Genomic DNA, 24404 nt, shown 5'->3' with positions numbered 1-24404 from the left:
GTTGGTTGCATTTTATGCACCTGACACCGCCTTAGGCTCATCGGGGCTTTACGCCTGCTCACATAGACTCATCGGGTGTAAATGCAGCTGTTTTAAATGAAGGTAGCACGCCGGTCGCATCACTGGAGCCACTACTACAACCACAGCCATCGCTGCACACTGGTGTCAAGTTGGTGTAATTGAGCTGTGAATGACTGTGATGGTAGCGCGCCTGCATATCGTGTAGTTTATTGATAAGCATAGTCTTTAAACAGTTAGCTAACGGCTCGATGATCCTCTGATGACAATGGAGATAATAACTGTCGCAAGGTAGGCCGCTGGTGGACATCCACAGCTGGGAGACATCGATAAATCCCACGTCGCTGCGATGCTCAAAGTAGGGCAGTGACATCACTGATGACAGCAAGCAGATATCATCACTTCTGCTGGTATGGTCGACTAACATACGTAAGCTTGGGCTTCGCAGCACAATATTAACATCGATATTGTGCGCCTGAGCATATTGCTCTATCGCATGCAGCTGTTGCTCATGTAGGTTGGCGTTGACTAGGGTGATGTTGTAGTCGAATAGATCGATCAGAGGTTGCGTCGAGCTCAAGATCGGGTGGTCGCTTCTGGTCACCATAAAGAAATGATCGATATCGCCAAGCTTTATATTATTCACCATGGGATGGTGGATAGGTTCGGTGGAGATGGTGCAATCAATTTTACCCTGACACAAGCGCTGGCTGATGTTTTCGGACCAAGGCACTACATTAATATTGACCCCACCTTCAATGCAGTGACAGGTGTGCTTTAGGTTGTTCATCACCATTAATGACCACTGCTCATAGGTGGCTATCGTCAACTGAAATGGCTCTAAGGTTTTGCCTATGGTGGTCGCAATAATTTTGTCGTATTGCTCAAGAATCGTCTGCACCATAGGGTAGAGGCGCAGCGCAATATGGTTGGGCTCGAAGCCATACTGCTGACGGATAAAGAGCTCGTTTTCTAACACCTCACGCATGCACATCAATGAACGACTGACTTTAGATTGAGTCGTCAGCAGTTTTTCGGCAACCGCAATGCCATTCTTAAGCTCAACCAAGCCGATAAAGACCTGTAAGGTAAAATAATCTAAGCGGCTGATCCGTTTGTTCATAGCTTGGCTCCTTGTGTTGTCGGTGCCTGAGGATAGCTTTAGGTCACCGAAAGGTTCACGGTTCGCTAATCGATGCGCTTAAACCCCTCCATAATGCACTGGTTATACCACTGGCGAGCAAATAAAACTGCGCCAGTGGTCACAATTGCATCAACTATAGTAAACCAAACCGCTCGAACCTAAGCACTTATAAGCGATATTTATGGCGTTTGCTGGTGACTTTTTTTAGGTAGTTACGGCTTTCTTGTCGAATATGGCGCTGGGTTAAAAACCAATAAAACTCGCTGCGAGTCATGTTATTGATGCGGGCTAAGGCTTGGCGCCGATCGCCGCGAGGATTAAGGCTCTTCCATAAATTACCTGTGCCACCGTTATAGCTTGATATCACCGCGTATTCGCGCTTCTGTGGATCGTCAATGCCTTTAAGGTAACGGCTAGAGAGCAGGTGTAAATAGCCCGTCGCCACCTCAATATTTTTTTGTGGTTGGTATAAATAGGCCGCGGACGGCGTATGGGCGTAGCCTTTGATTAAGTTGAAATAATCCCGCCCAGCGGTAGCCGCCTTTATCTGCATTAACCCCAGTGCGTTGGAGCGTGATTTGGCTAATGGATTAAAGGCGCTTTCGGTCTCCATGATCGCCATGATCAGATCGGGCTTAACCCCGTAGGTGCGCGCCGACTGACGCACAAACTCAATATACTTACCGCCAGCAATTTGGGTGTGATTGTTAACCATGCGAATGGTCACCCGCAAGCGAGTGCCTTGCTGATTAAGATTCTGGTTTATAAGATAGTCGGCAAAGCGCGCCGCACGCCAATGAAAGGCGATGGGTTGACCGTCGTGATCGTGGACCTGCCCCCAGAAAAAGGGCTTCTGCTTACTATTGATGAGGCCAAAATCGTTTGCGGTTTTGGCGTCGATCACCTCGGGATCGATCTGAGTCAGCAGCACCTGAATCACCGCCTGTTTAAGTGAGGCCTTATTCACGCTTTCTACCACAATCAGCCCACGTTCAAAGTCGACGTAGGTGTGCTCTTGCTCGGCCTGATTAAGCACCAATACCGATGGCGCTAAGTGGGGAGTGTTGTGTTGATACTCGCGCAGTAACGCGGCAACATCGGTCTCATATTGGCTCAGATCTAGGCTCAATGCATTGCAGCAATACAGCAAAAAAAAGCCAGCAATAGTATGATATTTGTTCATTTATCAACGCATTAAGCATAGGTGTTATTCGTTAGCAGTATACGTGCTCGGCGCACTGGGGTTCAATGCTTGTTTGGTAAAGATGAGCGCCAGTACGCATCTGCTCATGGTGCGTACTGGCGAGATAAGGATTATGCCAAGTGCTGATGGTATCACCTAGGCGATGGTCATCTGCCCGGTATAGAGAATAAAGTTACGCAGTAAAAATACGCCTATTAAACTAAAGCTGGCCGTGACTGCCACATAAGTAAATTTACGGTCGGCCGATACCTTCATCCACAAATTAAAGGCCAGTGGCAAGGTTAAACCGATACCGATAACCCCGGCCCAAAATACCCAACCCCAGAAGCCATAACCGATAGCGTTCAGCGCCGCCACTTGGCTTTGACCGCCCGACAAAATCAGCCCGACAAAGAAGGTGAATAGTAGGCCAATTTCCACCAAGATCATCGGGATCTCAATACCATGAATAAAGCGCACCTCAACCCCATTGGGATTACCGCGCAGCAATACGCCGCCCAGTAAGGTGGCCGCTGCACCCGAGGAGAGTCCCGAGATTAAAAACAGTAAGGGTAATACCGGATTATTCAGTAGCGGGAACCCTATTAGCGCCGACAACAAGAAGCCGGTATAGGCGCCCAAGGATATCGACAAGATCACTAAGATACCTGTAATGGCCGCCTCTTTGTCTACTAGCCAGCGAAGTCCGCGCTGCAGCCACATCAACCTAGCCCCCAATAATTGCAAGATTGCTTTGTTAAAGATGCAGCCTATCCAAGCAAACAGCACGACCTGATAGGCCATGAGTACCAGCACCCCCATCGACATCACAGAGGTGATATTGTAAAACACCAAAATCTTCCAAAAATCCAGTGGCTTGGTTAAATCGATAACCAAGATCCCCAAGCCGCCAAACACGGCCAAGGGAGCGATGATCGCCGCTGCTTGCACAAAGGGTGAATGGTAGGCTTCGCCCGCTAACTTAAAATGTTTGAGCATGATGGCAAAAAACACAGCGCCAGCAGATAAGCCAGCTAAAAACAGATAGATGGCAATAGGCCAATGCCATACTAGGCCTTCGAAATGAAAAGCACTCATAGCATTATCTCCCCATCGATGGTTTGAATATGGAACAACTTAGGCCGGGTGCCCAAGTCCACTTTGGCGCGGTAGGTGGGTTTACTTTTAAGCAGCTGAACTAAGGCCGAATCGGCTTCCTTAAGGTTGCCAAAGGTCAATGCCTTGGTGGGACACGCCATTACGCAAGCGGGTTGCAACCCTTGCTTTAACTGGGTTTGCTGGCAAAAATCACACTTATCGGCGGTGCGTGTCTCAGGGTTAATAAAGCGTACCTGATAAGGGCAAGCGGCAATGCAGTACTGGCAACCGACGCAGCGCTCTTCATGTACTGCCACAATGCCGGTGTGCTGGTCGATATAAGCTGCACCTGTGGGGCATACTCTGACGCAAGGCGCGGCTTCGCAGTGCTGGCAAGAGACTCGGCTAAAGCGGTAACTCTGGTTGGGATATTCACCAAAAGGACCACGGCGCTCAATTTTGACTCGGGTAACCCCCTCCGGCACCTGATTGACCTCACGGCAGGCTTCAACGCAAGCGTTGCAGCCGATACAGGCATTTTCATCGTGCACCATGGCGTATTTAATATCGGCCTCAGGGGAATCGCCGCTATGCTCGGCTAACGGAGATTGAGTGATGCCATAAACAGAGGCGCCGGCCAGCAGTGCCCCACATCCTTTAAGAAACTGGCGTTTTGAACGTTGCATAACATGCCTCCTATGGATTGACCTTATGGCAGGTGACACATAACTGGCTATGTTGCTGACGGTTTAACGACAACATAGGATCTGATTCTGGGTGAAGCTGGTGGCATTGAGCGCAACTGACCCGCACAGCATGGACGTTGTGAGTCCAGTCGGCAGCCGCCAAGGTTTCATTATCATGACAGGTAAGACACATCGTCGCTTGTTGCTGGGCTGATTGTGGGCTGTCGATGCCAAATTGGTTGATGATAGAGCCTTTTTTAGGATGACTGCCTTTTTCACCGTGGCAGTCTTGGCACTGGATGGCTAGGCCAGAATTGCCATGCAGGCCGAGCATTTGGCCATTACGTTTATGGCATTTGAGGCAGGTATCGCTGTTGGTCGTGGTCGTGTTGGCCTGGGCGGTATCGGCACTAACGCTGGTAATGGGCAGGACACAGCAAATTAATGCGGCGGCGCTAAATGTAAGCAGTATCGAGATGTAACGGCTGATGTGGCACATACCGTATCCTTACACCTTAGGGTGAGCATGACCTCGGGCGGAGGAGAGAGCGCCAAAGTATCGGGTTGACGCTCGGTTGGGCAATAATAGCTAAGATAACGTTAACCATTAGGCGGCAAGCGCATTGCGCAGCAGTATTTCATCACACTGCTTATGTTTATCTAACTTGATAAATTGCACACCAATGTAATCTAAACATTTTTCGATAAACTTAATCTGTTCTGGTGAGCTGCTATTAGGATCGCTCATCACCAGTTTAACCGCCGAAGACTCGTTGTCGACGACCACATAATCTAGGTGGCAATGTTCCATAAAGTCTTGCACCTCTTCGTGGTTTCTGACTGAATCATCAATATCAACCACGTTAACCAGAGACGCCCCGTACAGCACATCGTAGCGATTGCTCGCGATCGATTTTAAGCTTTTGAGAAACTGCATAGACTCTTGGTCAAGCAGATGAGGTTTAATGCTAACGGCCGCATCAACCATCTGTACATCACTTGATCTAAAGAATTTAATGCACGTCATTACGAAGGTCACGATAACGAGAGGCACAATAATAAATAAAACAAAGTACATAAATGCATAACTTAAAATAACGGTAGCGGTGGCGTTCATGATAAACCTCCAAGGGTGCTTAGCTTTTTAACTTTCCATTTAATTATTACCCTATGAACAATATTTACAATAATTATTGAAATCAAATTATTAAAAGTTAGCGCATGATCTGATAGTTAATTTCTATTATTTCAACTTATAGATTATCGTGAGGTGGATATGCCAATCTCAATTAGTGCATATCTATTGTTTAGCGGTGGCGTTGATTTTTAGTCTTTTAAAATTAGCGCCTTACGTTTTCATTGTAAATGCATGAAATATAAAAATATGATCTATGTCTGATTTAATTAATGTATGAATTACCCATAATGTTATTGTCGAATGTAGGTTATTAACTATACTTTAATTTGGTGTATTTTAAATCGGTAGAGGTATTTTTAAAATGAAAAATATAACTCTAGATAGTTTAGATATGCTCAGCGCCAATATATTAGTTAATTTGTATGAAAAGCATTCTGCCTCGTCAGTAGCCATCGATATGAATATACCTGCCCCTAAGGTCAGTCGTTGTTTGCAGCATGCACGGATGATGTTTAATGATCCGCTTTTTATTAGAAAAAAACATGGTCTCGAGCCCAACGAATTTACCCGCCAGTTATATCCTATTGTGAAAGAGTTGGTGCAATGCTCTGAGCATCTTTATCAATTGAATCAGATTAATGCGGCTGAATCACAGGTGGCCATGGTGATCTATGTTAGCGATCTCTTAATTGCCCATTTTCCCCAGCAGCTGAGCGCGGCCATTAATGAAGAGCACCTGCCGATAAGTTTTGAACTGCGCAGTGGCTCAGAATCGGTATTAGATGACACCGCCAACGGCCTTATCGATATGGCGATTGTGAGTGAGTCTAATGCCAGTGCGCTACAACAAGATCAACGACTTAGTGTTATGCCGCTGAAACCATTATCCCACCTGTATCTTTTATGCGGCCTAGATCACCCCATATTACAGCAGGAGATCAGCCTGGCCAATATTGCAAGTTACCCTTATTTAAGCGCATTTAATCAGATAGATAAGGCTGAGCTTGATCCTTTTGAGGCCTATTGCCGTCAGCATAAACGCGCGTGTCATCTTGCACCACGTGACAATATGCAAACCAGCCTAGGGTTTCATGATCTCTACCGTTATTTAGCCGATAACAAAACCCTCAGCATAGTGCCTTACAACAGGGTGTATGAGCAAAGCCACCTACTACCGGGATTGCATGTGTGCTGTTTGTCGGCCGTTGACACCGAGCAACTGTATGTTGCTCAGTCTCGGCCAAGATTATACCTGCTCACTGCCAAACATCACCCTAGTACCCATATGGATTGGCTTAAGCGGACAGTGGTTGCCCTGATTAATCAGGAAGTACATTAATTTGCGGTCTTACGACCGAGGTAAGTCGTGGGTTTCCTACCCACACCCGGGCAAGAGGGGGGATCAACTGTAATCCCCCTCTTGCATCTCCCCATGCCGCCCCAGACGAAGTTGTTCTTCCTACGCGGCTATTTGAAAATAACTGACGCTTCCGATGGTACATCCATTCTTTTTAAGGGAAAGCCGAAAGCTAGCCGGGTATCCAAGCCCAGACTTACGCCATTTATTCCAACGCCTTTCGGCAACTTCGATGGGGAATTTTGTAGCCACAACCCGAGTTTGGTGATATCAAAATTTAATATGGATTTATTGTTGATGTGGTTATGCGGCCGTAAGGCCGCACTCTCGGCGCTAGCCATTCAAACGCAGTTTGAAACAACTCTCTTGGTCGCAAGACCACACGCCCTAAATTTAAACCATTGTTAACTGACAATGGCATCCCAAATCGTTAGAATACCAGCTGATTATTCCTCATCAGAGCCAACCCCATGCATGTACACATCTTAGGCATTTGCGGCACCTTTATGGGTGGCCTCGCACTCCTTGCCAGAGCCAATGGCCATAAGGTTACCGGCAGCGATGCCAACGTCTATCCGCCTATGAGCACTCAGCTCGAAGAGCAGGGCATTGAACTTATCCAAGGTTTTGATCCTAGTCAGCTTGGGCACAGTGAAGATGATGCACCCGATATCGTGGTGATTGGCAATGCCATGAGCCGGGGCAATCCGTGTGTGGAGGCGGTGCTTAATCGCGGTTTGAAATACACCTCGGGGCCGCAGTTTTTAGCCGAACATATTTTGCCGGGGCGTTGGGTATTGGCGGTATCGGGCACCCATGGTAAAACCTCGACCGCTAGTATGCTGGCGTGGATCTTACAAGAGTGTGGCTACGAGCCGGGCTTCTTAATTGGCGGCGTGCCGCAAAACTTTGGTGTATCGGCGCGTTTGGGTGGCTCGCCTTTTTTTGTGGTCGAAGCCGATGAATATGACAGCGCCTTTTTCGATAAGCGCTCTAAGTTTGTCCACTACCAACCGCGCACCTTAGTGATCAATAATCTTGAATTTGATCACGCCGATATTTTTGATGACTTAAAAGCGATCCAGCGTCAGTTTAATCACGTAATACGTACCGTGCCGGGCCAAGGCAAAATCATCTGGCCAAGCGACAGCGCCGCGGTGCGTGAGGTGATCGATATGGGCTGCTGGAGTGAGCAGGAAACCTACAGTGTTAATTCGGTCGATACCGGTTGGCATACCGAGCTGCAACGCGATGATGGTCACCGATTCGAGCTGTTTTTCGAGGGAGAATCCCAAGGCATCTTAGATTGGCAGTTGATTGGGCAGCATAATGTTGAAAACGCCACCATGGCGATTGCGGCGGCGCGCCATGTGGGCGTAAAACCGCAAGCGGCTATCGAGGCGCTTGAAAAGTTCGCTCCGCCTAAGCGCCGTATGGAGCTGATTGGCAGGGTGAATGACATAGACATCTTTGATGATTTTGCCCATCATCCCACGGCGATCGCCACCACCTTGCAAGGTTGCCGGGCGAAAGTGGGCGAGGGACGTATCCTAGTGGTGTTAGAGCCACGTTCGAACACCATGAAACGTGGCGTACATAAAGACACCTTAGCGACGTCGATGGCGCTGGCCGATGCGGCGTTTTTATATCAGGCCGATAATATCGATTGGGATGTTGAGGCGGCGATGGCTAAGGCGACATTGCCTGTGGCGGTACTGTATCAAATAGAGGATGTGGTCGAGGCGGTGGCGAGTGAAGCCAAATCCGGTGACACCATTATAGTGATGAGCAACGGCGGCTTCGGCGGCCTGCATGGCAAGTTACTTGAAGAGTTAAGTTAAGCGATACGTAACGCTAGTGGCGTTTGAGTGCTGAGTTCGATCACCGCCGACGACTATTCGAGTTACCGCTGTTAAAGAGAGTGTTATGAATTATCCAAGAAAGGCCAAGGCGATCAGTTTAGCGTGGACGGGCGCCTCGGGTGCGCCCTATGGGCTTAAGTTACTCGAATGTTTGCTGGTGGCCGACTACCAAGTGTTTTTGATGATCTCCAGTGCGGCGCGGGTGGTGCTGGCGACCGAACATGGCTTGCAGCTCAGTGCCAATGGCGATAAAGCCAAGGCGCAGTTGCTGGCGTTGTTTGCGGAAAATGGCGTTGATATTCATGGTGAACTGCATGTGCTGGGCAAAGAGGAGTGGTTTTCGCCGCCGGCATCTGGCTCGGCTGCGCCTAAGCAGATGGTGATCTGCCCTTGCAGTACGGGCACTTTAGCGGCCGTGGCAACGGGGATGAGCAACAGTTTGCTCGAGCGTGCTGCCGATGTGGTAATAAAAGAGCGTGGTCAGTTGCTCTTAGTGCCAAGGGAAACTCCTTTTAGCAGCATACACTTAGAGCATATGTTATCGCTGTCTAAGCTGGGGGCGACCATCATGCCTGCGGCGCCGGGCTTTTATCATGATCCCAAATCGGTACAAGATCTGGTAGACTTCATGGTCGCCCGGATCTTAGACCATCTGGGCGTAGACCACGCGTTAACTAAGCGTTGGGGCTATGATAAGCACAGTGCCAGCAATAGCGACAATTAAGACAATTTTGAGAGTAGTATGAAACACACCACCGAAGTGATGATCTCGGCTGATGAGATTGAGCAACAACTGGATATCCTTGCAGACCAAATTAATGCCCATTACGCCGACAGTGAGCGTCTATTAATGGTGGGTTTGCTAAAAGGGTCTGTGGTCTTTATGGCGGATCTGTGTCGCCGTATTAAGGGTCATGTGGAGATCGATTTTATGTCGGTATCTAGCTATGGCAATGCCATGACCAGTTCACGGGATGTGAAGATCCTTAAAGATGTGCAGTCGGATATCGAAGGTCGCGATGTATTGATCGTCGAAGATCTTATCGACTCTGGTAATACCTTAAATAAGGTCCGCGAATTGTTACTGCTGCGCGCACCTAAGAGCCTAGCACTTTGTACCCTACTGGATAAGCCAGAGCGCCGCGAAGTGGAAGTGCCGGTCGACTTTATCGGCTTTACCATTCCTGATGAGTTTATTGTCGGTTATGGTATCGATTACGCTGAGCAATATCGTAATCTGCCTTATATTGCTAAAGTGGTGCCGCTCGATTAATCGCACGAACGGATACGATTGCAAACTCCTGCCCTGTGCGGGAGTTTTTGTTTGGTGTTTAATGCAACATTACGGAAGTTACTCATGAGCAATGAGCCATATGCGTTAGTTATCGACTCGCTGAGAAAAACCTACAAGGGCGGCGTCGAAGCAGTAAAAGGGATAAGCCTTAAGGTAAAGGCGGGGGACTTTTTTGCGCTACTGGGCCCCAACGGGGCGGGTAAGTCGACCACCATCGGCATTATCTGTTCTTTAGTGCAAAAAAGCTCGGGTAAGGTAAAGGTGTTTGAGCATGATATCGATACTCAGCTTGAATTAGCCAAGATGTCGATAGGCTTAGTGCCTCAGGAGTTTAACTTTAACCAGTTTGAAACCGTGCAGCAGATTGTGATCAATCAGGCCGGTTATTTTGGCGTGTCACGTGAAGTGGCGCTTGAGCGTGCCAAGAAGTACCTTAGTCAGTTGGATCTGTGGGAAAAGCGCAACAGCCCAGCCCGCGCCTTGTCGGGTGGCATGAAGCGCCGCTTGATGATTGCGCGCGCCCTAATGCATGAGCCTAAATTGTTGATCCTCGATGAGCCGACCGCTGGGGTTGATATTGAGCTACGTCGCTCGATGTGGACTTTTTTGACTGAGCTTAATCAGCAAGGCGTGACCATTATTTTAACCACGCATTACCTTGAAGAGGCGGAAATGCTGTGCCGCAATATCGGCATTATCGACAAAGGGGTGTTGGTGGAGTGCACCAGCATGAAGTCCTTGCTGAGCCGCTTAAACATGGAAACCTTTGTGTTTGATCTGCGCGACAACCTCGACACCTTGCCGCAGCTTGACGGCATCAATTGTCGCTTAGTCGACCCGCATACCCTAGAGGTGGACGTGGAGAAGGCGCACAGTATCAATAGTGTGTTTGCGCAATTAAGCGCGCAGCAAATCCAAGTGTTGTCGATGCGTAATAAGGCCAATCGCTTAGAGGAGTTATTTGTGGAGTTGGTTGAACAAGGTAAAGGAGCGGCAAAATGAGTGCAGGATTAAGCATGAAACAGGTCTACTTTACCGCCTTTAAGAGTATCTTGATTAAAGAGATCACCCGTTTTACTCGCATCTGGGTACAAACCTTAGTGCCGCCGGCGATCTCTATGACTCTGTACTTCCTTATTTTTGGTAACTTAGTCGGTAAGCGCATCGGTGAGATGGGCGGTGTCTCTTATATGGAGTTTATCGCGCCAGGGTTGATCATGATGTCGGTCATTACCGCATCTTATTCTAATGTGGCCTCATCGTTTTTTAGCGCTAAATTTCAGCGTAACCTCGAAGAGTTGATAGTGGCGCCCGTACCCCATTATGTGATGATTGCCGGTTACGTGGGCGGTGGCGTGGCACGCGGTTTATGTGTGGGCACGATTGTCACCTTAGTGGCGATGTTCTTTGTCGACATTAGCCTGCACCATGCTGGGCTAGTGGCGGTGACAGTGTTGCTAACGGCCATCTTGTTCGCGCTAGGTGGGCTGATAAACGCGGTCTTTGCTAAGACCTACGACGACATTAGCATAGTGCCCACGTTTGTGCTGACTCCGCTGACCTATCTGGGCGGCGTGTTCTACTCTTTGACCTTGCTTCCTGACTTTTGGCAGGGGGTGTCGCAGCTCAACCCTGTAGTCTATATGATCAACGTCTTCCGCTATGGTTTCTTGGGTTATGCCGATATCAGCATTCCCCTGTCGATTGCGATTATGGTGGGGTTCTGTAGTGCCCTATGGGCCGTTGCTTACTACCTGATCAGCCGTGGTATTGGCTTAAGAAGCTAATGCATCAAATAGCAGTGCCTTGGTGAGTTGCCGAGGCACTAGCGCTCTTCTAAATACTTCAGTATCTCAAACACACGGCTAATATTATTTGCCCCCAGCTTGGCGGTGCAGCAGTGACCATTTTGGCTGGCATGCAAGCGCACCCAGTCGACAATGCTCGCTAAGCTGTGGGGCGTACTCAAATGAAATTCCCCCGCAGCCGTTAAGGGCTGGGCTTGCCAGCGATAACTCTGGCCTTGGCTGTCGATAATCACCACCGACGTCGCATCGAGCAAGGGCAGCTCATCGTGCCATTGCTCTATATCTTCAATTAGTTGAATTTGATTATCGTCTGGGTGTTTAACCAATATGGGCCAATGGAGCATGGTTTACCTTTTTGGGCTGAGGTGAGTGGAGAGGGCGCTCTCAATGGCGTCACTTGCTGTGAGCCGATGCATAATGTTGTCACTTAAGGGTTGGCGTTCAGGGGATGAGTGACCGTTTGCGTCGCCTTATTCTCTGTCGATTGGGCTTCGATTTTGGTTTGGTGCTGGGTCAGTAACTTGATTGAGGCTAAATTCATGTCGATCAACCCATCAAAATGGGCGTTCATCTCTTGTAGCTGGGCTAAAAATTCAGGGTCGTCTTTGGCCTGTTTTTGCCAGTAGCGTTTACGATCGATTTTTTGTCGTTCACTGGCGCGCAAGATATCGTAGTAGCTGTTTTCCTGTTTAAGGCGATAGAGTTCGCTATCGATAAGTTGTAATAGCTTATCTTTAGAAATGGTGTTTTGTTTGAGTAACGCCTGTAGCGGATCGAGGGTTTTATGCCTGGTGTCTGAGCTGGTTTCTGTAATGACACCTAGCTGATAGGTCAGCTTATGTTGATTAAAGTCTTTTGGGCAGGAGATTTGACTAAAGACGATCTTATCGTCTTTTATACATTTATAAATACTGGTGGCGTGTGCAGGCTGGGCAAGAACCAGTAATGCTGCCACAAATAACAATTTTCCCATTTGGCGATATATCCTCTATCTGCCACCGATCAAATGTAGCTTGCCATGCCTCTCATGCATGATCTAAGCGCTGCCACATCTCAATTCAAGCATTTAACCCTCACACTATGGCGTAAGTTAGCGTCGAAAACCAGTGTTTCATCTGTTAATAAGTTATGAAGTTGATATTGTGGCGATGTTCGCGCGACTTATTATGAATGATGGTGATAGGGCAATGTGCCCCTTGTTTGGCAGACATAAAAAACCGCGATGTAAAGACTTACATCGCGGAGTTTGCTTGGGTGTGGTTATCTAAAACCTAAACCGTCTTGAGTCGTTATGATTAACGGCTACACTCTTCTAGCAGATAGGCCAAGTGACGATAAGAGATCCCGCTGTGATGTGACAGACCCACTTCACACATACGGTTGGCGTAGTAGCCCTCTTTAATATCGACAGGGATCAGCTTTTTGATGTTGCGCAGCGCACTGGCGTTCATCTCTGGCTTGTATAAGCCTTTCTCACCGGCATAACCACAACACTCGATACCTTCGGGCAACTTAACTCCCATGCTACAGGCGTCGGCCAAGGCTTGCATCTTAGGCTCAAGCTTCATCTTACGTGCGCTACAGCCAAAGTGCAGGGCGATGTTAACCTTCTTGGTGAAGGTGAGCTTAGGCAAGATCTTGTCGTGCATAAATTCGACGAGATCGGTGATCTCCACTTTTGGGTTACCCGTTAAGGTGCGGTAAGTACAAGAGAGTGCATCAACCACCACGGGCACTTTACCGTTATCACTCAATGCGCTCAGGGCATCGATCAGCTCATCGCGTTTGGCATCGGCATTTTTAAAGTCACCTTTTGACTCCCACATCTGGCCGCAGCACAGGTGACGGGTATTGTCTGGAGTGACCACGTTATAGCCGGCGCGCTCAAGCAGAGTGACGACGACATCCGGTAGGGTGCGATTGTCAGGATCGAGCGGCGTTGGGCCAAAGGTGCGACCGCCACAAGCGGGGAAGTAGACAATAGTTTCTTTATCTGGCGATGCAGGCGATGGCGTAGGCAGATTGGCGCCCTTAGCAAAGTCTGGGTTCCAGTAAGGTACCTCTTTAGACACCATACGACCCATCTTCATCAGGCCGTTGGTCACGTTGTCACCCGCCACTTTGTGGATGATGTTGAGTACATTGAAGCCGGTGCTGATCGCTTGGTTAACCACGCCAAAATGTTTGGCTTGGAAGTCCAGTACCTTCTGCTCGGTAGTGGTGATATAAGGCGTACGCAGCTTACGCACTAGGTTGCCCATACTGTTATCAACGGGGCAGGCAATGGTACACAGCTGACAAGCGGCGCAGGTATCAACTACGTCATACTTGGCCGCAGCACGCATCTCCTCGGCCGCTTGTTTATCGCCAGATTGTTCAAGGCGAGCAATTTCACGCAAGGTGGCGATACGCTGACGCGGCGTAAAGTTAAGTGCCGAGGTGGGGCAGGTTTTTTCACAGAAACCACACTCGATACACTTATCGACAAAATCATCGACCACAGGGCAAGGCTTGATGTTTTTAACGTGCACATTGGCATCATCATTGAGGATCACACCTGGGTTAAGTAGCCCTTGTGGATCGAAAATGTGCTTGATGCGCTTCATCAAGGTGTAAGCGTCGGCGCCCCATTCCATCTCAACAAAGGGGGCGACCGCACGACCTGTACCGTGCTCGGCTTTCATCGAACCGTCGTATTTGTCGATAACCATCTCGGCCACATCTTGCATAAAGGCGTGGAAGCGATTGATATCCTCTTGTGAAGCAAAGGTAGGCGTAATGATGAAGTGGAAGTTACCCGCTAGCGCGTGACCATAGATCACCCCTTCAGGGTAATTATGCTTGTGAAACAGCTCGGTCAGATCTTTAGCAACATTCGCGAGGTGCTCTACCTCAACAGCGATATCTTCGATGATAACCGACGTGCCTTTAGGACGTTCACCGCCAATAATGGGGAACAGTCCTGAACGCATCGCCCAGTATTGACCAAACACGGCAGGATCGTCGGTGAAGGTGATTGGGCGTTCAGTTTCAATGTGCGCCAGTTTGCCGATCACATCTTTGGTATAGTGCTCAAGGGTCTGTTTATCATTCGAGCGACACTCGATAAGCAAAATCGCCGCATTTTCTGGCAGATCGCTGAGCCATTCGGGCATACCGGTTTTTCCGGTGACCGCTTTAATCGATGCCCAGTCTAACAGTTCAGCCGCGGCAACGCTTTCGCCATTGATCGGTGGGATCGCACTGGCTGCATCTTCCATATTGAAGAAGACCGCCATGGCTGAGGCTTTAAACTTCGCTTCATCAACCGTGTTATAGGTGACCTCTTCAACGAACGCGAGTGTACCTTCAGAACCAACAATCAAGTGATTGATCAGATCGAATGGATCGCTAAAGTCGACTAAGGCATTGATGCTGTAACCGGTAGTGTTTTTAATTGAGAATTTTTTACGAATACGATTAGCGAGCACTTCGTTGCTGCGGGTCATGGTGCCCAGCTCAACGAGCGCATCAAGCAGCGCTTTATTGTTTTCACTAAAGGCGGCCTTGGACTTTTCACAACCGGTATCGAGCTCTGAGCCGTCGGCAAACAGCAGCTTGGCCGATGCAATCGTTTGGTAACTGTTCTGCGCAGTGCCGCAACACATACCAGAGGCATTATTTGCCACGATACCGCCAATTTTACATGAGGTCAGTGTCGCAGGATCTGGGCCAATCTTCTTGCTAAATGGCTTGAGCGCCAAGTTGGCATCGGCGCCGACAACGGCCACCCCAAGTGAAACCTGTTTACTGTCGGCACTGACTTCAATTTTGCGAAAACCATCGTGGCCCAAGATCAATAAAATACCTTCGCCGATAGCTTGGCCCGATAGGCTGGTGCCCGCGGCGCGAAAGGTGACTGGGGCTTGATGCTGGCGAGCAACTTCTAAAGTGAGTTTGGCATCTGCTAATGTTTCGGCATGAACAACCACTTCAGGCACAATACGGAAGTAACTCGCGTCTGTTGACCAAGCAAAACGACGCACAGCATCGTCGGTAACGGCATCTTGGCCAAGCTTGGCTCTTAAGTCTGCGACAACAGCTGAATAGTTAATCGACATAACATTACTCTTTATTTATAACGGGTAAAAGGCGAGCAATCACTTGCTCGCCCACCTGATAATTGATGTTTAGAAACCACCCCAAAGGGTCGCAATCGTACCAGCGACTAAGGCATAACCCAGTGCGATAGGCATGGTTTTACGAATGATTTCCGACTCTCTACCAGCCATACCAACAACGGTTGCTGCCGCGACCACGTTCATCACACACATCATGTTGCCTGCGTTAGCCCCTATGCCTTGTAGGGCCAGTACCATCGCATGGTTCATGCCAATGTTATCGGCGACGCTGTACTGCAAGCCAGAGAACATCATGTTAGAGAAGGTGGCAGAACCAGACAGGAAGGCACCAAAAATACCCACGATAGGTGACATCCAAGCCCATACCGCACCCATTGAGCCTGCTAGCATATCGGCCAGTGCTACTGGCATAGATTCTAGACCTGAGTCGTTGGCGCCAGAGTTAAGGAAGATTTTCACCATAGGCACAGAGGCGCCGAGTGAAATGATCGTCGGTAACATAGAGCTGCACGACACAGTGATCGATTGCTTAATGGCAGAGGACTTCATCTTAAACAGCACGAAGCCTAATAGGCACACCAAGATAAAAAACGCGCCAGGGGCGTATAAAGTGGCGAAGCCAGCTTTAAGCTCGGTGCCCATGAGACCCGTCCAGCTGATGTTATAGCTGACCAGCCAAGCTTTAACTGGTGCGACAGTACGCGATACAACCAGCAGAGCCGCCATAATGATGTACGGCGTCCAAGCTGCAACTTGTGAGAACTGCACCTTAGTTTCAACTTTGTTGGTGTCTTGACTGTCATTTTCAGCAAAGTCGTTCCATGGCGTTTTTGGCAGTAAGTAGCCTTTACGCGCCACCGGAATAACCAGTGCCATACCCACAAGCGCACCGATAACCGATGGGAACTCAGGACCAGCGAAGAAGTTAATTAACCAAGCTGGAATGGTAAACGCGAAGCCAGCAAATAGGGCAAACTTCCAAATCTGCAGCCCTTCTTTAAATGACTTGTTACGACCAAAGAAGCCAGTGAGTACCGAAACCAACACTAATGGGATGAGGGTACCAGTGATCAAATCGATAGTGATCATGTGCATGGCGATGAACTGGGCATAGTCTGCGAAGTGACCGCCATGTTCGGCAATCTGTTCAGCTGCCATACTGACCCCGCCTGACATTAAGCCTTGTTCCATACCAAACAGTACAGGTAAGCCGATAGCACCAAACGACACACTGGTGGAGTCGGCAATTAGCGCAACTACCGCCGAAGCAATCGGTGGCACGCCCAGTAATACTAGCAAGGGAGCACCGATAGCCGCAGGTGTACCGAAACCCGCTGAACCTTCAATAAACGAGCCAAATAGCCAGCAGATGATGATCACCTGTACTCGCGCATCGCCGCTGATATTAGTAAAACCGGCACGAATGGTATCCATCGCGCCGGAATATTTTAAGGTGTTAAGCAGGAACACCGCACCGAAAATAATACTCAGTGGGGTCAGCGCCGATAACAAGCCTTCGACGACTGATGCACCAAGAATGGTGGTATCCATTTGCCAAATAAAGACGGCGGCTAAACCTGTCATGACCATGGAGATGGGCATGGCGCGTGAAGCTGGCATCCGTAGAAGTACCAAAAATAGCATAACGCTGATCACAGGCGTTAAACTGGCGAGTAGCTGAAGTAGGGTCATGATTGCCTCTTACTGTCGTAACTGTGTTATTGCTAACTTTTATATTAGATATATTAGAGCTGACTTCTAAAGGTGCAGCGCTGCCTTGTGGATCATCAGTGATTTTAGCTCACTCGATTAATCTTAGGTGCGTACTAAACGCTAATTCAATAAAAGCCAATATGATCTAGATCATATTGTGTCGATTACTTTAGTCTAGGTTAGATGGCTGTGAGATACATCCGACGCGCCTAAATTAGGCTGTGATTAATATCACATTTAGTAGGGGCTTGTTTATAACAAATTAGCGGTTAATGGCATTTTATTAGCGGTAAATAGTGTTTGAGCTGGTTTTTTAAGCGAAATGTGTCGTATAAATGCAAATATCTGATCCAATAATTTCATTTTTGGATGATTCGAGGAATAAAGCAATATCGGCGTGTGGTGATCTGGGTCACACTGTGGTTTTTTTGTTGTCAATTGTTTTTAGATTGTTGTATTTAATTTTATTTTAATTCAACACATTAGCCTATAAATCATCTGTAACTAGTGATGATGACATTATCAAAGCAGGCTCTACTGAAGACTGGCGTTAGCGATGAAAAGTGAGCAATCAGGTGATTTAATTTCTCAGCTTAGCCTGCAAGTGTCATCCGGTTATTTATGATGAGATGGTATTTTTTATCATATCAATCGGTAATAAAGCGATGTTCTATCGCTCTGTTTTGATGGTTTATTAGACGGTTGGACGTCAGGGTGACGTTAGGGTGAGGCGTTATCGCCGCACCCTAAGCTTTTGTTACCGGCGCAGGAGGCTGTGAATTAATTGCGCGTGAAACAGAGGTTGTCGATAAGGCGAGTGCTGCCCATATACGCCGCGGCTAAGATCACCAACTGCTTATCATCAGCGCCAATGGGATGTAGATTGGTTGCATTACGTACGCTTAAGTAATCGATCTTAAAGCCAGCTTGAGTCAGTTGCAGAGTCGCCTCATTCGCTGCCTGTTCCACAGCTTGTCCTTGGGATATGGCCTCAGCCATGGCGTCCATTGTCCGTTTTAATGCAGCGGCTTGCTGTTTTTGTTCAGCGCTTAAATAGCCATTGCGTGAGCTCATGGCCAATCCCGATGGCTCGCGTATGGTGTCGATACCGACGATCTCAATGGGCAGTGACAGATCTTCAACCATGGTTTTTATCACCATCAACTGTTGAAAGTCTTTATTGCCAAAGACGGCGATATCGGGCTGAACGATATTAAACAGCTTGCACACTATGGTGGCGACGCCGCGAAAATGGCCGGGACGACTGGCACCACACAGTTCATCAGAGATCTTGGGGACTTCGACAAAGGTCTGCAACTCCATTCCCTTGGGATAGATGATGGCAGGTGTGGGGGTAAACAACAGTTCGGCGCCAGCCTCTACTAAGGCAGCCTGATCGGCGGCTAAGGTGCGAGGATAGGCATCGAGATCTTCGTTTTGGCCAAATTGCAGCGGGTTAACAAAGATAGAGACCACAACATGGTCGGCGCGCTGAGCCGCTTCCTTTACTAAGGTCATATGACCTAAGTGCAAATTGCCCATGGTAGGCACAAAGGCCACGGTTTCGCCTTGGCGTTTCCAAAGACGAATTTGCTCTCTGACTTGAGCGATATCTTGGGTGGTAAACATCTAACGACTACCTGTATTAATGCCTTTAGAGTTAGCTAAAGGTATGTTCGCTGCTAGGGAAAGTGCCGTTAGCCACTTCGTCGATATAGGTGCGAATAGCGCTACGAATTTCGCCCGTTTGTGCCAAATAGTTCTTCGAAAAGCGTGGAATATAGCCGCTGGAGATCCCCAGTACATCGTGCATCACCAATATTTGTCCATCGGTGTCAGCACCTGCGCCAATACCAATAACGGGAATGGTCAGTGCTTCGGTAATCGTTTTCGCCAATGCAACAGGAATGCATTCTAATACCAGTAGCTGGGCACCAGCAGCTTGTAGTGCTTTGGCTTCATCTAAGATGCGCTGGGCGTTACTGGCATCGCGTCCTTGTACCTTAAAGCCGCCAAAGACGTGCACCGACTGTGGTGTAAGGCCTAAGTGAGCACAAACAGGAATACCGCGCTCGGTCAGCTTAGTCACGGTTTCTAGCAGCCAATGGCCACCCTCAACCTTGACCATGTTGGCACCTGCCTGCATCAGCGTCGTGGCGTTAGTCATGGCTTGTTCTGGAGTGGCATAGCTCATAAAAGGCATGTCGGCGATCAATAACGCGCGCTTAATACCGCGGCGCACACAGCGTGTGTGGTAGGCAATATCTTCAACACTCACGGGCAGGGTATCATCATGACCTTGCAACACCATTCCCATGGAGTCGCCGACCAGTAATACATCGATCCCTTCACTGTCGAAAGCCGCCGCAAAGCTGGCATCGTAGGCGGTTAATGCGGTGAATTTTTTTCCTTCTTGCTTAAATTTCAGCAAGGTAGCGCTCGTTATTTTGGACATAATGATGGTCTTAAATCTAATGAATAAAAGGATTCAATATCCACAGTAGTGTGCTTTATATGCTAACTGTGGCTTAAGTTCAATGATCTGGGCCGAGTTGTTGCACTTCAGCTAAGAGGGTGTCATCAATTAAGCTGGCCACGGCGGTACCACAAGGCAGCACCAACTCAGGCGCAAGATCGTGTAACGGGACTAACACAAAGCTGCGTTGTTTCATGCCGTAGTGGGGTACCGTCAGTCGTGGTAGGTCAATCTGTTGCTCGCCATAGAGCAGCAGATCTAAGTCTAAGGTGCGTGCGCCCCAGCGGATATGACGGACTCGCCCCTGCTGTTGTTCGATAGCCTGTAAGGCATCAAGAAGCGCGATAGGGCTCAAAGCGGTGTTGAAGCACGCTACGGCGTTAAGGTAATCGGGCTGGGGGATATCCCCCATGGCGGCGCTAGCGTAATAGGGCGAAACCGCCACTTGACCGTCACTTGCTAGGGCTTTAAGGGCGATGCAAGCTTGGTCAAGTTGAGCTTTAGGGGACGCTAAGTTGGCCCCCAAGGCGATATAGACGCGAGTCATTATTCTGCTGGTTTAACCGGTTTCTTTGGGCTACGGCGACGACGATTAGTGTTGCGATGCTTGCCACCTTTATGGGTGCTGCGCGCAATCACACTACGTTGTTCTTCGCTGCCTTCAACAAAGCTTTTCCACCAGGCTGCCGATTTAGCGATGCTGCCACCTTCGGCTTCAGCACGCAGCAGCAGTAAGTCATAAGCGGCGCGGAACTTAGGATGTTCGATAAACTTAAAGGCACGAGTGCCTTGATTACGATCGAAACGCAGTTGCAGCTGCCAAATGTCTTTCGCTGGGGTGCTAAAGCGGCGCGGAATACTAATGGTGCGGCATTGCTGCTCCATCACATCGCCCATGGCGGCATAAAAGGCATCATAGGTGGTGAGACCGCTTTCTAAAGCGATATCATCGGCGCGCTGACTCAGCGGATACCAGAGCATGGCCGCGTAGAAGAAGGCTGGGGTCACCGACTTGTCGGCGTTGACCCTATCATCTGTGTTTCGCATGATGGCTTCTATCATCTTAGTGGCAGGCCCTTGTGGATCTTCCACCAGAATCTGTTCAACTAAGGGGAATAACGGCTTAAATAAACCAAATTCGCGCATCATGTGATAGTTATCTTGGGCGTGACCGTGGAAGAAGAGTTTCAGTACTTCTTCATACATGCGCGCCGCGGGAATATCTTTCAGTAGCGGGGCCAATTCATAGATAGGGTCGGCTGCGGCGCTGTCGATCGTCATGCCCAGCTTGGTGGCAAAACGCACTGCGCGCAGCATGCGCACCGGATCTTCACGGTAGCGCTTTTGCGGGTCGCCAATCAGGCGTAGGGTGCGCGATTGCAAGTCTTGCAAGCCGCCGCCATAACTGTGAATAGAGAAGTCACTGATATCGTAATAGAGGGCGTTGACGGTAAAATCACGGCGCTCGGCATCTTCATCTATGCTGCCATAGACGTTATCACGCAGCAGACGACCTTCAGCATTGGTTTTGGAGATCTGTTCGGTACTGTCGACATGGTGGCCACGTAAGGTGGCGACTTCAATGACATCGCGGCCAAACACGATATGGGCTAGACGGAATCTGCGGCCGACTAAGCGGCAGTTACGAAACAGCTTTTTAATCTCTTCAGGGGTGGCATTGGTGACGACATCAAAGTCTTTCGGCTCTAAGCCTAATAAAATGTCGCGCACGCCGCCGCCCACCAAGTAGGCCTTAAAGCCTGCCTTGTGCAATCGGTAGAGTACCTTTATAGCGTTTTCGCTAATCTGCTTGCGTGAAATAGCGTGGTGCTTTCTCGCAACGATCTCCAAGCTTAGTCCCGCTTGTGTGGTTTCTGTGGTGTTTTGATTGTCGTCAAAAAGCTGTTTACAGAATTGACTAATACGGCGAAAAATAGGACACCTCAACATGCATCTGGATATCAGGGTTAAAATAAGGCCGCTATCATAACTTAATTATGGCTTAAAGAGTATACCCGCGGCGTTTGCGGCGTATTGCCGGTGTGATGTCGCGCGTCAGGTTTACCCACCTTGAGCGCCCGGCAGTAAAATCTCAGTTTGTTTGGGGATCCGTGTCATATCGAATTGGCTCACCGCTTGGGCGAGCATCTTATCCACATCGTCCACTTCACATTGCGCTTGGCCTAAAAACACCAGCGCCGCATTGATACTGGCCTGAGGCGCGCGGGTGTCGATGGCGGGGGCATGATTTTGCTTTGACAGTTTTCGCCCCGGTTCGGCGCAGGCCAGTGGCAGATGCAGCCAGTCGGGTGTGGGGTGATCTAATAAGCTGTACAGGGTACTTTGGCGCGCACTAGAGGTTAATAGATCGCTGCCGCGAACCACCTCGGTAATGCCTTGTAAGGCATCGTCCATCACTACGGCTAACTGATAGGCCATCAGGCCATCGCGGCGTTTAATAATAAAGTCTTCGCCAGCAAAGTCAGCGTCGACATGGATATCGCCAAGTAACTGATCATAAAACTGCGTCACGGGGTGAGTATTACAAATGCGGATAGCGCCTTGGTCATGACGCGGTGTGCGCCGCGCGCAGCGGCCATCATAGGCTGCACCCATGGCTTGAATTTGCTTGCGAGTACATTGACAGTAATAGGCTTTTTTGTGGCTCAACAGTTGCTGTAACTGCGCCTCGTAGGCGTCCAGTCGTGAACTTTGATACAGCACGCTGCCATCCCAGTGTAAGCCGTAAGCTTCAAGGGTATGTAAGATCTGTTGGCTCGCGCCGGGCACTTCTCGTGGGGGATCGATATCTTCAATGCGCACCAACCATTGACCCTGCTGAGTACGAGCGCGCAAATAACTGCCAAGTGCGGCAATCAGCGAGCCAAAATGAAGTGGACCAGAGGGGGAGGGGGCGAATCGACCTATGTAGGTGTTAAGATGCACTATGCAGCCTTTGCACTGAGTCAATTTAACTTAAGAAAGAGACAAAAAAGCGGGGATAATCCCCGCTCATCTTAAGTCAGATTAACCTGCCATCTGCTTTTCTTTGATCTCGGCGAGCGTCTTACAGTCGATGCACTGATCGGCTGTTGGACGCGCTTCGAGTCGGCGGATACCAATTTCGATACCGCAAGAGTCACAGAAACCGAAATCATCTTCTTCGATTTTTTGTAACGTCTTTTCAATCTTCTTAATCAGCTTGCGCTCTCTATCACGTGCACGAAGCTCTAAGCTGAACTCTTCTTCCTGAGCTGCACGATCGACAGGATCTGGGAAGTTCGCGGCTTCGTCTTGCATATGAGTCAGGGTGCGATCCACTTCTTCACGAAGTTGGCCACGCCACGCATCGAGAATTTTTTTGAAGTGATTCAGTTGAGCGTCATTCATGTACTCCTCACCGGGTTTCTCCTGGTAAGGATCGACTCCTGCGATAGCGAGTACGCCAAGTTTTTTAGTGCCTTCAGGCATAACGCATCTCCTGTTAATCATTTGCGTTGTAGGGCGGCTGTCATTTAAAGGCCGATATCTATATCAGAAACCTATTTGCCACGCAAATTTTTTGTGCCGTAAAGTTCGATATTTTTCGACTATGTCCTCTATTTGCTTTTTATTCAACTTTTAACGGTGATTTATACGCTAACAGGGCAGGATTTAGCCAAGTGCAGTCCTTCGGTGGACATCTCGGTGCAATAGGCCAAGATTTCAACCCCTGCCTGATGAGCCTGACTCAGCAGCTGGGCGTAATCGGGGTCGATATGCTGGGCCGCGCTGACCCTATCAATGCCGCTGTGTTGCACCACAAATAGCAGTACGGCGCGATGACCTAAACGAACCATCTCGATTAACTCGCGCAGGTGTTTTTGGCCACGAATACTGACGGCATCAGGAAAATAACCTTGTTGCTGCTCTAGTAATGTACAACTTTTGACTTCTATATAGCAGCGGCCTAAGTTGGTGTCCTCAAGCAGCAGATCGATGCGGCTGTTTTCACTGCCATATTTGACTTCACGGCGTAACTCGCCATAGCCTTGCAGCTCAGTGATAACCCCGTCATTTATCGCCTCGGCGGCCAGTGCGTTGGCACGGCCGGTGTTAATGCCAATAAGGTGGCCGGCATCGGTTTGCGCCAATTCCCAAGTATTAGGGTATTTACGTTTAGGGTTATCTGAGGTGGAAAACCACACCTTTTCGCCAGGAAACAGACAGTTGCGCATCGAGCCCGTGTTAGGACAATGGATGGTGATCTGTGAGCCATCGCACAGCTCAATGTCGGCCAAGAAGCGTTTATAACGTTTGATTAAGGTGCCCTGTTGAAGCGGGGGGCTAAAAAGCATTATCTGACCTTATCCATTAAGCATCGGGGCGCAAAGTCTATCAAAGCAGGTCGATGGCGACTATGGCTTTTATTTTTATCGTGGCTTGGCATTAACGTCAGAAATGTCACATATTGCATAATCGATGAAGGCCGATATCGGTATTAGAAACCCGATGCCATTTGTGGTT

General features: G+C 48.9%; 23 protein-coding genes. 6 read left to right on the top strand and 17 right to left on the bottom strand.

The window, feature by feature from the left end:
- Nucleotides 1-58: 58 nt before the first annotated feature.
- The 6 genes from AC5YBZ_RS14835 to AC5YBZ_RS14810 all read right to left on the bottom strand — a co-directional run bounded on the left by AC5YBZ_RS14835 (nucleotide 59) and on the right by AC5YBZ_RS14810 (nucleotide 5246).
- Nucleotides 59-1141 (bottom strand): LysR substrate-binding domain-containing protein, encoded by a 1083-nt coding sequence (locus AC5YBZ_RS14835; RefSeq protein ID WP_494543123.1) that lies wholly within the window; start codon nucleotides 1139-1141, stop codon nucleotides 59-61.
- A gap of 187 nt (nucleotides 1142-1328) precedes the next feature.
- Complete coding sequence (locus AC5YBZ_RS14830; RefSeq protein WP_494523943.1) at nucleotides 1329-2345, bottom strand: murein transglycosylase domain-containing protein; 1017 nt, start codon at nucleotides 2343-2345, stop codon at nucleotides 1329-1331.
- A 156-nt stretch (nucleotides 2346-2501) separates the two neighbouring features.
- The gene (nrfD, locus tag AC5YBZ_RS14825; protein ID WP_494543122.1) at nucleotides 2502-3443 is read right to left on the bottom strand and encodes a cytochrome c nitrite reductase subunit NrfD; all 942 of its coding nucleotides are present in this window, start codon (nucleotides 3441-3443) and stop codon (nucleotides 2502-2504) included.
- The gene (locus tag AC5YBZ_RS14820; RefSeq protein ID WP_494520875.1) at nucleotides 3440-4129 is read right to left on the bottom strand and encodes a 4Fe-4S dicluster domain-containing protein; all 690 of its coding nucleotides are present in this window, start codon (nucleotides 4127-4129) and stop codon (nucleotides 3440-3442) included. Before AC5YBZ_RS14820 ends, nrfD begins: the two co-directional genes overlap by 4 nt.
- A gap of 10 nt (nucleotides 4130-4139) precedes the next feature.
- The gene (locus AC5YBZ_RS14815; protein WP_494520876.1) at nucleotides 4140-4628 is read right to left on the bottom strand and encodes a cytochrome c3 family protein; all 489 of its coding nucleotides are present in this window, start codon (nucleotides 4626-4628) and stop codon (nucleotides 4140-4142) included.
- Between the two features lie 108 nt (nucleotides 4629-4736).
- On the bottom strand, nucleotides 4737-5246 hold the full coding sequence (locus tag AC5YBZ_RS14810) for a DUF2726 domain-containing protein (protein WP_494520877.1): 510 nt from the start codon (nucleotides 5244-5246) through the stop codon (nucleotides 4737-4739).
- A gap of 382 nt (nucleotides 5247-5628) precedes the next feature.
- Between AC5YBZ_RS14810 and AC5YBZ_RS14805 the strand changes: the two genes are divergently transcribed.
- The 6 genes from AC5YBZ_RS14805 to AC5YBZ_RS14780 all read left to right on the top strand — a co-directional run bounded on the left by AC5YBZ_RS14805 (nucleotide 5629) and on the right by AC5YBZ_RS14780 (nucleotide 11567).
- Nucleotides 5629-6606 (top strand): LysR family transcriptional regulator, encoded by a 978-nt coding sequence (locus AC5YBZ_RS14805; protein WP_494520878.1) that lies wholly within the window; start codon nucleotides 5629-5631, stop codon nucleotides 6604-6606.
- Between the two features lie 488 nt (nucleotides 6607-7094).
- Nucleotides 7095-8465: a UDP-N-acetylmuramate:L-alanyl-gamma-D-glutamyl-meso-diaminopimelate ligase gene (gene mpl / locus AC5YBZ_RS14800; RefSeq protein ID WP_494543121.1), complete on the top strand. Its 1371-nt coding sequence runs from the start codon at nucleotides 7095-7097 to the stop codon at nucleotides 8463-8465.
- Between the two features lie 85 nt (nucleotides 8466-8550).
- Nucleotides 8551-9210, top strand: coding sequence for a flavin prenyltransferase UbiX (locus tag AC5YBZ_RS14795; protein ID WP_475514893.1), 660 nt, complete (start codon nucleotides 8551-8553; stop codon nucleotides 9208-9210).
- Between the two features lie 18 nt (nucleotides 9211-9228).
- Nucleotides 9229-9759 carry a hypoxanthine phosphoribosyltransferase gene (hpt, locus tag AC5YBZ_RS14790; RefSeq protein ID WP_475514892.1) on the top strand — a complete coding sequence of 177 codons (531 nt, stop codon included), beginning with the start codon at nucleotides 9229-9231 and terminating at the stop codon, nucleotides 9757-9759.
- 84 nt (nucleotides 9760-9843) lie between these two features.
- On the top strand, nucleotides 9844-10782 hold the full coding sequence (locus AC5YBZ_RS14785; protein WP_475514891.1) for an ABC transporter ATP-binding protein: 939 nt from the start codon (nucleotides 9844-9846) through the stop codon (nucleotides 10780-10782).
- Between the two features lie 14 nt (nucleotides 10783-10796).
- Complete coding sequence (locus AC5YBZ_RS14780; RefSeq protein ID WP_475517048.1) at nucleotides 10797-11567, top strand: ABC transporter permease; 771 nt, start codon at nucleotides 10797-10799, stop codon at nucleotides 11565-11567.
- Between the two features lie 38 nt (nucleotides 11568-11605).
- On the opposite strand, the gene AC5YBZ_RS14775 is transcribed toward AC5YBZ_RS14780, so the two are convergent.
- The 11 genes from AC5YBZ_RS14775 to sfsA all read right to left on the bottom strand — a co-directional run bounded on the left by AC5YBZ_RS14775 (nucleotide 11606) and on the right by sfsA (nucleotide 24235).
- Complete coding sequence (locus AC5YBZ_RS14775) at nucleotides 11606-11932, bottom strand: DUF4144 family protein (protein ID WP_494520880.1); 327 nt, start codon at nucleotides 11930-11932, stop codon at nucleotides 11606-11608.
- 83 nt (nucleotides 11933-12015) lie between these two features.
- On the bottom strand, nucleotides 12016-12561 hold the full coding sequence (locus AC5YBZ_RS14770; RefSeq protein WP_494520881.1) for a DUF4124 domain-containing protein: 546 nt from the start codon (nucleotides 12559-12561) through the stop codon (nucleotides 12016-12018).
- 322 nt (nucleotides 12562-12883) lie between these two features.
- The gene (locus tag AC5YBZ_RS14765; protein WP_494520882.1) at nucleotides 12884-15688 is read right to left on the bottom strand and encodes an FAD-binding and (Fe-S)-binding domain-containing protein; all 2805 of its coding nucleotides are present in this window, start codon (nucleotides 15686-15688) and stop codon (nucleotides 12884-12886) included.
- Nucleotides 15689-15757: 69 nt separating this feature from the next.
- A complete protein-coding gene (locus tag AC5YBZ_RS14760; protein WP_475514887.1) occupies nucleotides 15758-17401 on the bottom strand; it encodes an L-lactate permease in 1644 nt (547 codons plus the stop codon).
- Nucleotides 17402-18202: 801 nt separating this feature from the next.
- The gene (panC, locus tag AC5YBZ_RS14755; RefSeq protein ID WP_494520883.1) at nucleotides 18203-19051 is read right to left on the bottom strand and encodes a pantoate--beta-alanine ligase; all 849 of its coding nucleotides are present in this window, start codon (nucleotides 19049-19051) and stop codon (nucleotides 18203-18205) included.
- Between the two features lie 31 nt (nucleotides 19052-19082).
- Nucleotides 19083-19877, bottom strand: coding sequence for a 3-methyl-2-oxobutanoate hydroxymethyltransferase (gene panB / locus AC5YBZ_RS14750; RefSeq protein ID WP_494543120.1), 795 nt, complete (start codon nucleotides 19875-19877; stop codon nucleotides 19083-19085).
- 79 nt (nucleotides 19878-19956) lie between these two features.
- Entirely contained in the window at nucleotides 19957-20445 is a 489-nt protein-coding gene (gene folK / locus AC5YBZ_RS14745) for a 2-amino-4-hydroxy-6-hydroxymethyldihydropteridine diphosphokinase (RefSeq protein WP_475514884.1), read from the bottom strand.
- Entirely contained in the window at nucleotides 20445-21848 is a 1404-nt protein-coding gene (gene pcnB, locus AC5YBZ_RS14740) for a polynucleotide adenylyltransferase PcnB (RefSeq protein ID WP_475514883.1), read from the bottom strand. The genes folK and pcnB overlap by 1 nt, the downstream gene beginning before the upstream one ends.
- A 111-nt stretch (nucleotides 21849-21959) precedes the next feature.
- A complete protein-coding gene (gluQRS, locus tag AC5YBZ_RS14735) occupies nucleotides 21960-22847 on the bottom strand; it encodes a tRNA glutamyl-Q(34) synthetase GluQRS (RefSeq protein ID WP_494543732.1) in 888 nt (295 codons plus the stop codon).
- Nucleotides 22848-22925: 78 nt separating this feature from the next.
- Nucleotides 22926-23369, bottom strand: coding sequence for an RNA polymerase-binding protein DksA (dksA, locus tag AC5YBZ_RS14730; protein WP_110455887.1), 444 nt, complete (start codon nucleotides 23367-23369; stop codon nucleotides 22926-22928).
- A gap of 161 nt (nucleotides 23370-23530) precedes the next feature.
- Nucleotides 23531-24235, bottom strand: a complete 705-nt coding sequence (gene sfsA, locus AC5YBZ_RS14725; protein ID WP_494520884.1) for a DNA/RNA nuclease SfsA — start codon at nucleotides 24233-24235, stop codon at nucleotides 23531-23533.
- Nucleotides 24236-24404 lie beyond the last annotated feature (169 nt).

Source organism: Shewanella sp. 553, from assembly GCF_059338375.1.
This window is presented reverse-complemented; position numbering and strand designations above follow the sequence as displayed.

Coding starts and splice junctions, on each gene's coding strand:
- AC5YBZ_RS14760 (WP_475514887.1), bottom strand. CDS start 17,401: ATGACCCTACTTCAGCTACTCGCCAGTTTAACGCCTGTGATCAGCGTT.
- nrfD (WP_494543122.1), bottom strand. CDS start 3,443: ATGAGTGCTTTTCATTTCGAAGGCCTAGTATGGCATTGGCCTATTGCC.
- AC5YBZ_RS14805 (WP_494520878.1), top strand. CDS start 5,629: ATGAAAAATATAACTCTAGATAGTTTAGATATGCTCAGCGCCAATATA.
- hpt (WP_475514892.1), top strand. CDS start 9,229: ATGAAACACACCACCGAAGTGATGATCTCGGCTGATGAGATTGAGCAA.
- AC5YBZ_RS14835 (WP_494543123.1), bottom strand. CDS start 1,141: ATGAACAAACGGATCAGCCGCTTAGATTATTTTACCTTACAGGTCTTT.
- panC (WP_494520883.1), bottom strand. CDS start 19,051: ATGTTTACCACCCAAGATATCGCTCAAGTCAGAGAGCAAATTCGTCTT.
- AC5YBZ_RS14810 (WP_494520877.1), bottom strand. CDS start 5,246: ATGAACGCCACCGCTACCGTTATTTTAAGTTATGCATTTATGTACTTT.
- panB (WP_494543120.1), bottom strand. CDS start 19,877: ATGTCCAAAATAACGAGCGCTACCTTGCTGAAATTTAAGCAAGAAGGA.
- AC5YBZ_RS14820 (WP_494520875.1), bottom strand. CDS start 4,129: ATGCAACGTTCAAAACGCCAGTTTCTTAAAGGATGTGGGGCACTGCTG.
- AC5YBZ_RS14795 (WP_475514893.1), top strand. CDS start 8,551: ATGAATTATCCAAGAAAGGCCAAGGCGATCAGTTTAGCGTGGACGGGC.
- AC5YBZ_RS14815 (WP_494520876.1), bottom strand. CDS start 4,628: ATGTGCCACATCAGCCGTTACATCTCGATACTGCTTACATTTAGCGCC.
- dksA (WP_110455887.1), bottom strand. CDS start 23,369: ATGCCTGAAGGCACTAAAAAACTTGGCGTACTCGCTATCGCAGGAGTC.
- AC5YBZ_RS14785 (WP_475514891.1), top strand. CDS start 9,844: ATGAGCAATGAGCCATATGCGTTAGTTATCGACTCGCTGAGAAAAACC.
- AC5YBZ_RS14770 (WP_494520881.1), bottom strand. CDS start 12,561: ATGGGAAAATTGTTATTTGTGGCAGCATTACTGGTTCTTGCCCAGCCT.
- sfsA (WP_494520884.1), bottom strand. CDS start 24,235: ATGCTTTTTAGCCCCCCGCTTCAACAGGGCACCTTAATCAAACGTTAT.
- AC5YBZ_RS14765 (WP_494520882.1), bottom strand. CDS start 15,688: ATGTCGATTAACTATTCAGCTGTTGTCGCAGACTTAAGAGCCAAGCTT.
- AC5YBZ_RS14780 (WP_475517048.1), top strand. CDS start 10,797: ATGAAACAGGTCTACTTTACCGCCTTTAAGAGTATCTTGATTAAAGAG.
- AC5YBZ_RS14775 (WP_494520880.1), bottom strand. CDS start 11,932: ATGCTCCATTGGCCCATATTGGTTAAACACCCAGACGATAATCAAATT.
- folK (WP_475514884.1), bottom strand. CDS start 20,445: ATGACTCGCGTCTATATCGCCTTGGGGGCCAACTTAGCGTCCCCTAAA.
- mpl (WP_494543121.1), top strand. CDS start 7,095: ATGCATGTACACATCTTAGGCATTTGCGGCACCTTTATGGGTGGCCTC.
- pcnB (WP_475514883.1), bottom strand. CDS start 21,848: ATGTTGAGGTGTCCTATTTTTCGCCGTATTAGTCAATTCTGTAAACAG.
- AC5YBZ_RS14830 (WP_494523943.1), bottom strand. CDS start 2,345: ATGAACAAATATCATACTATTGCTGGCTTTTTTTTGCTGTATTGCTGC.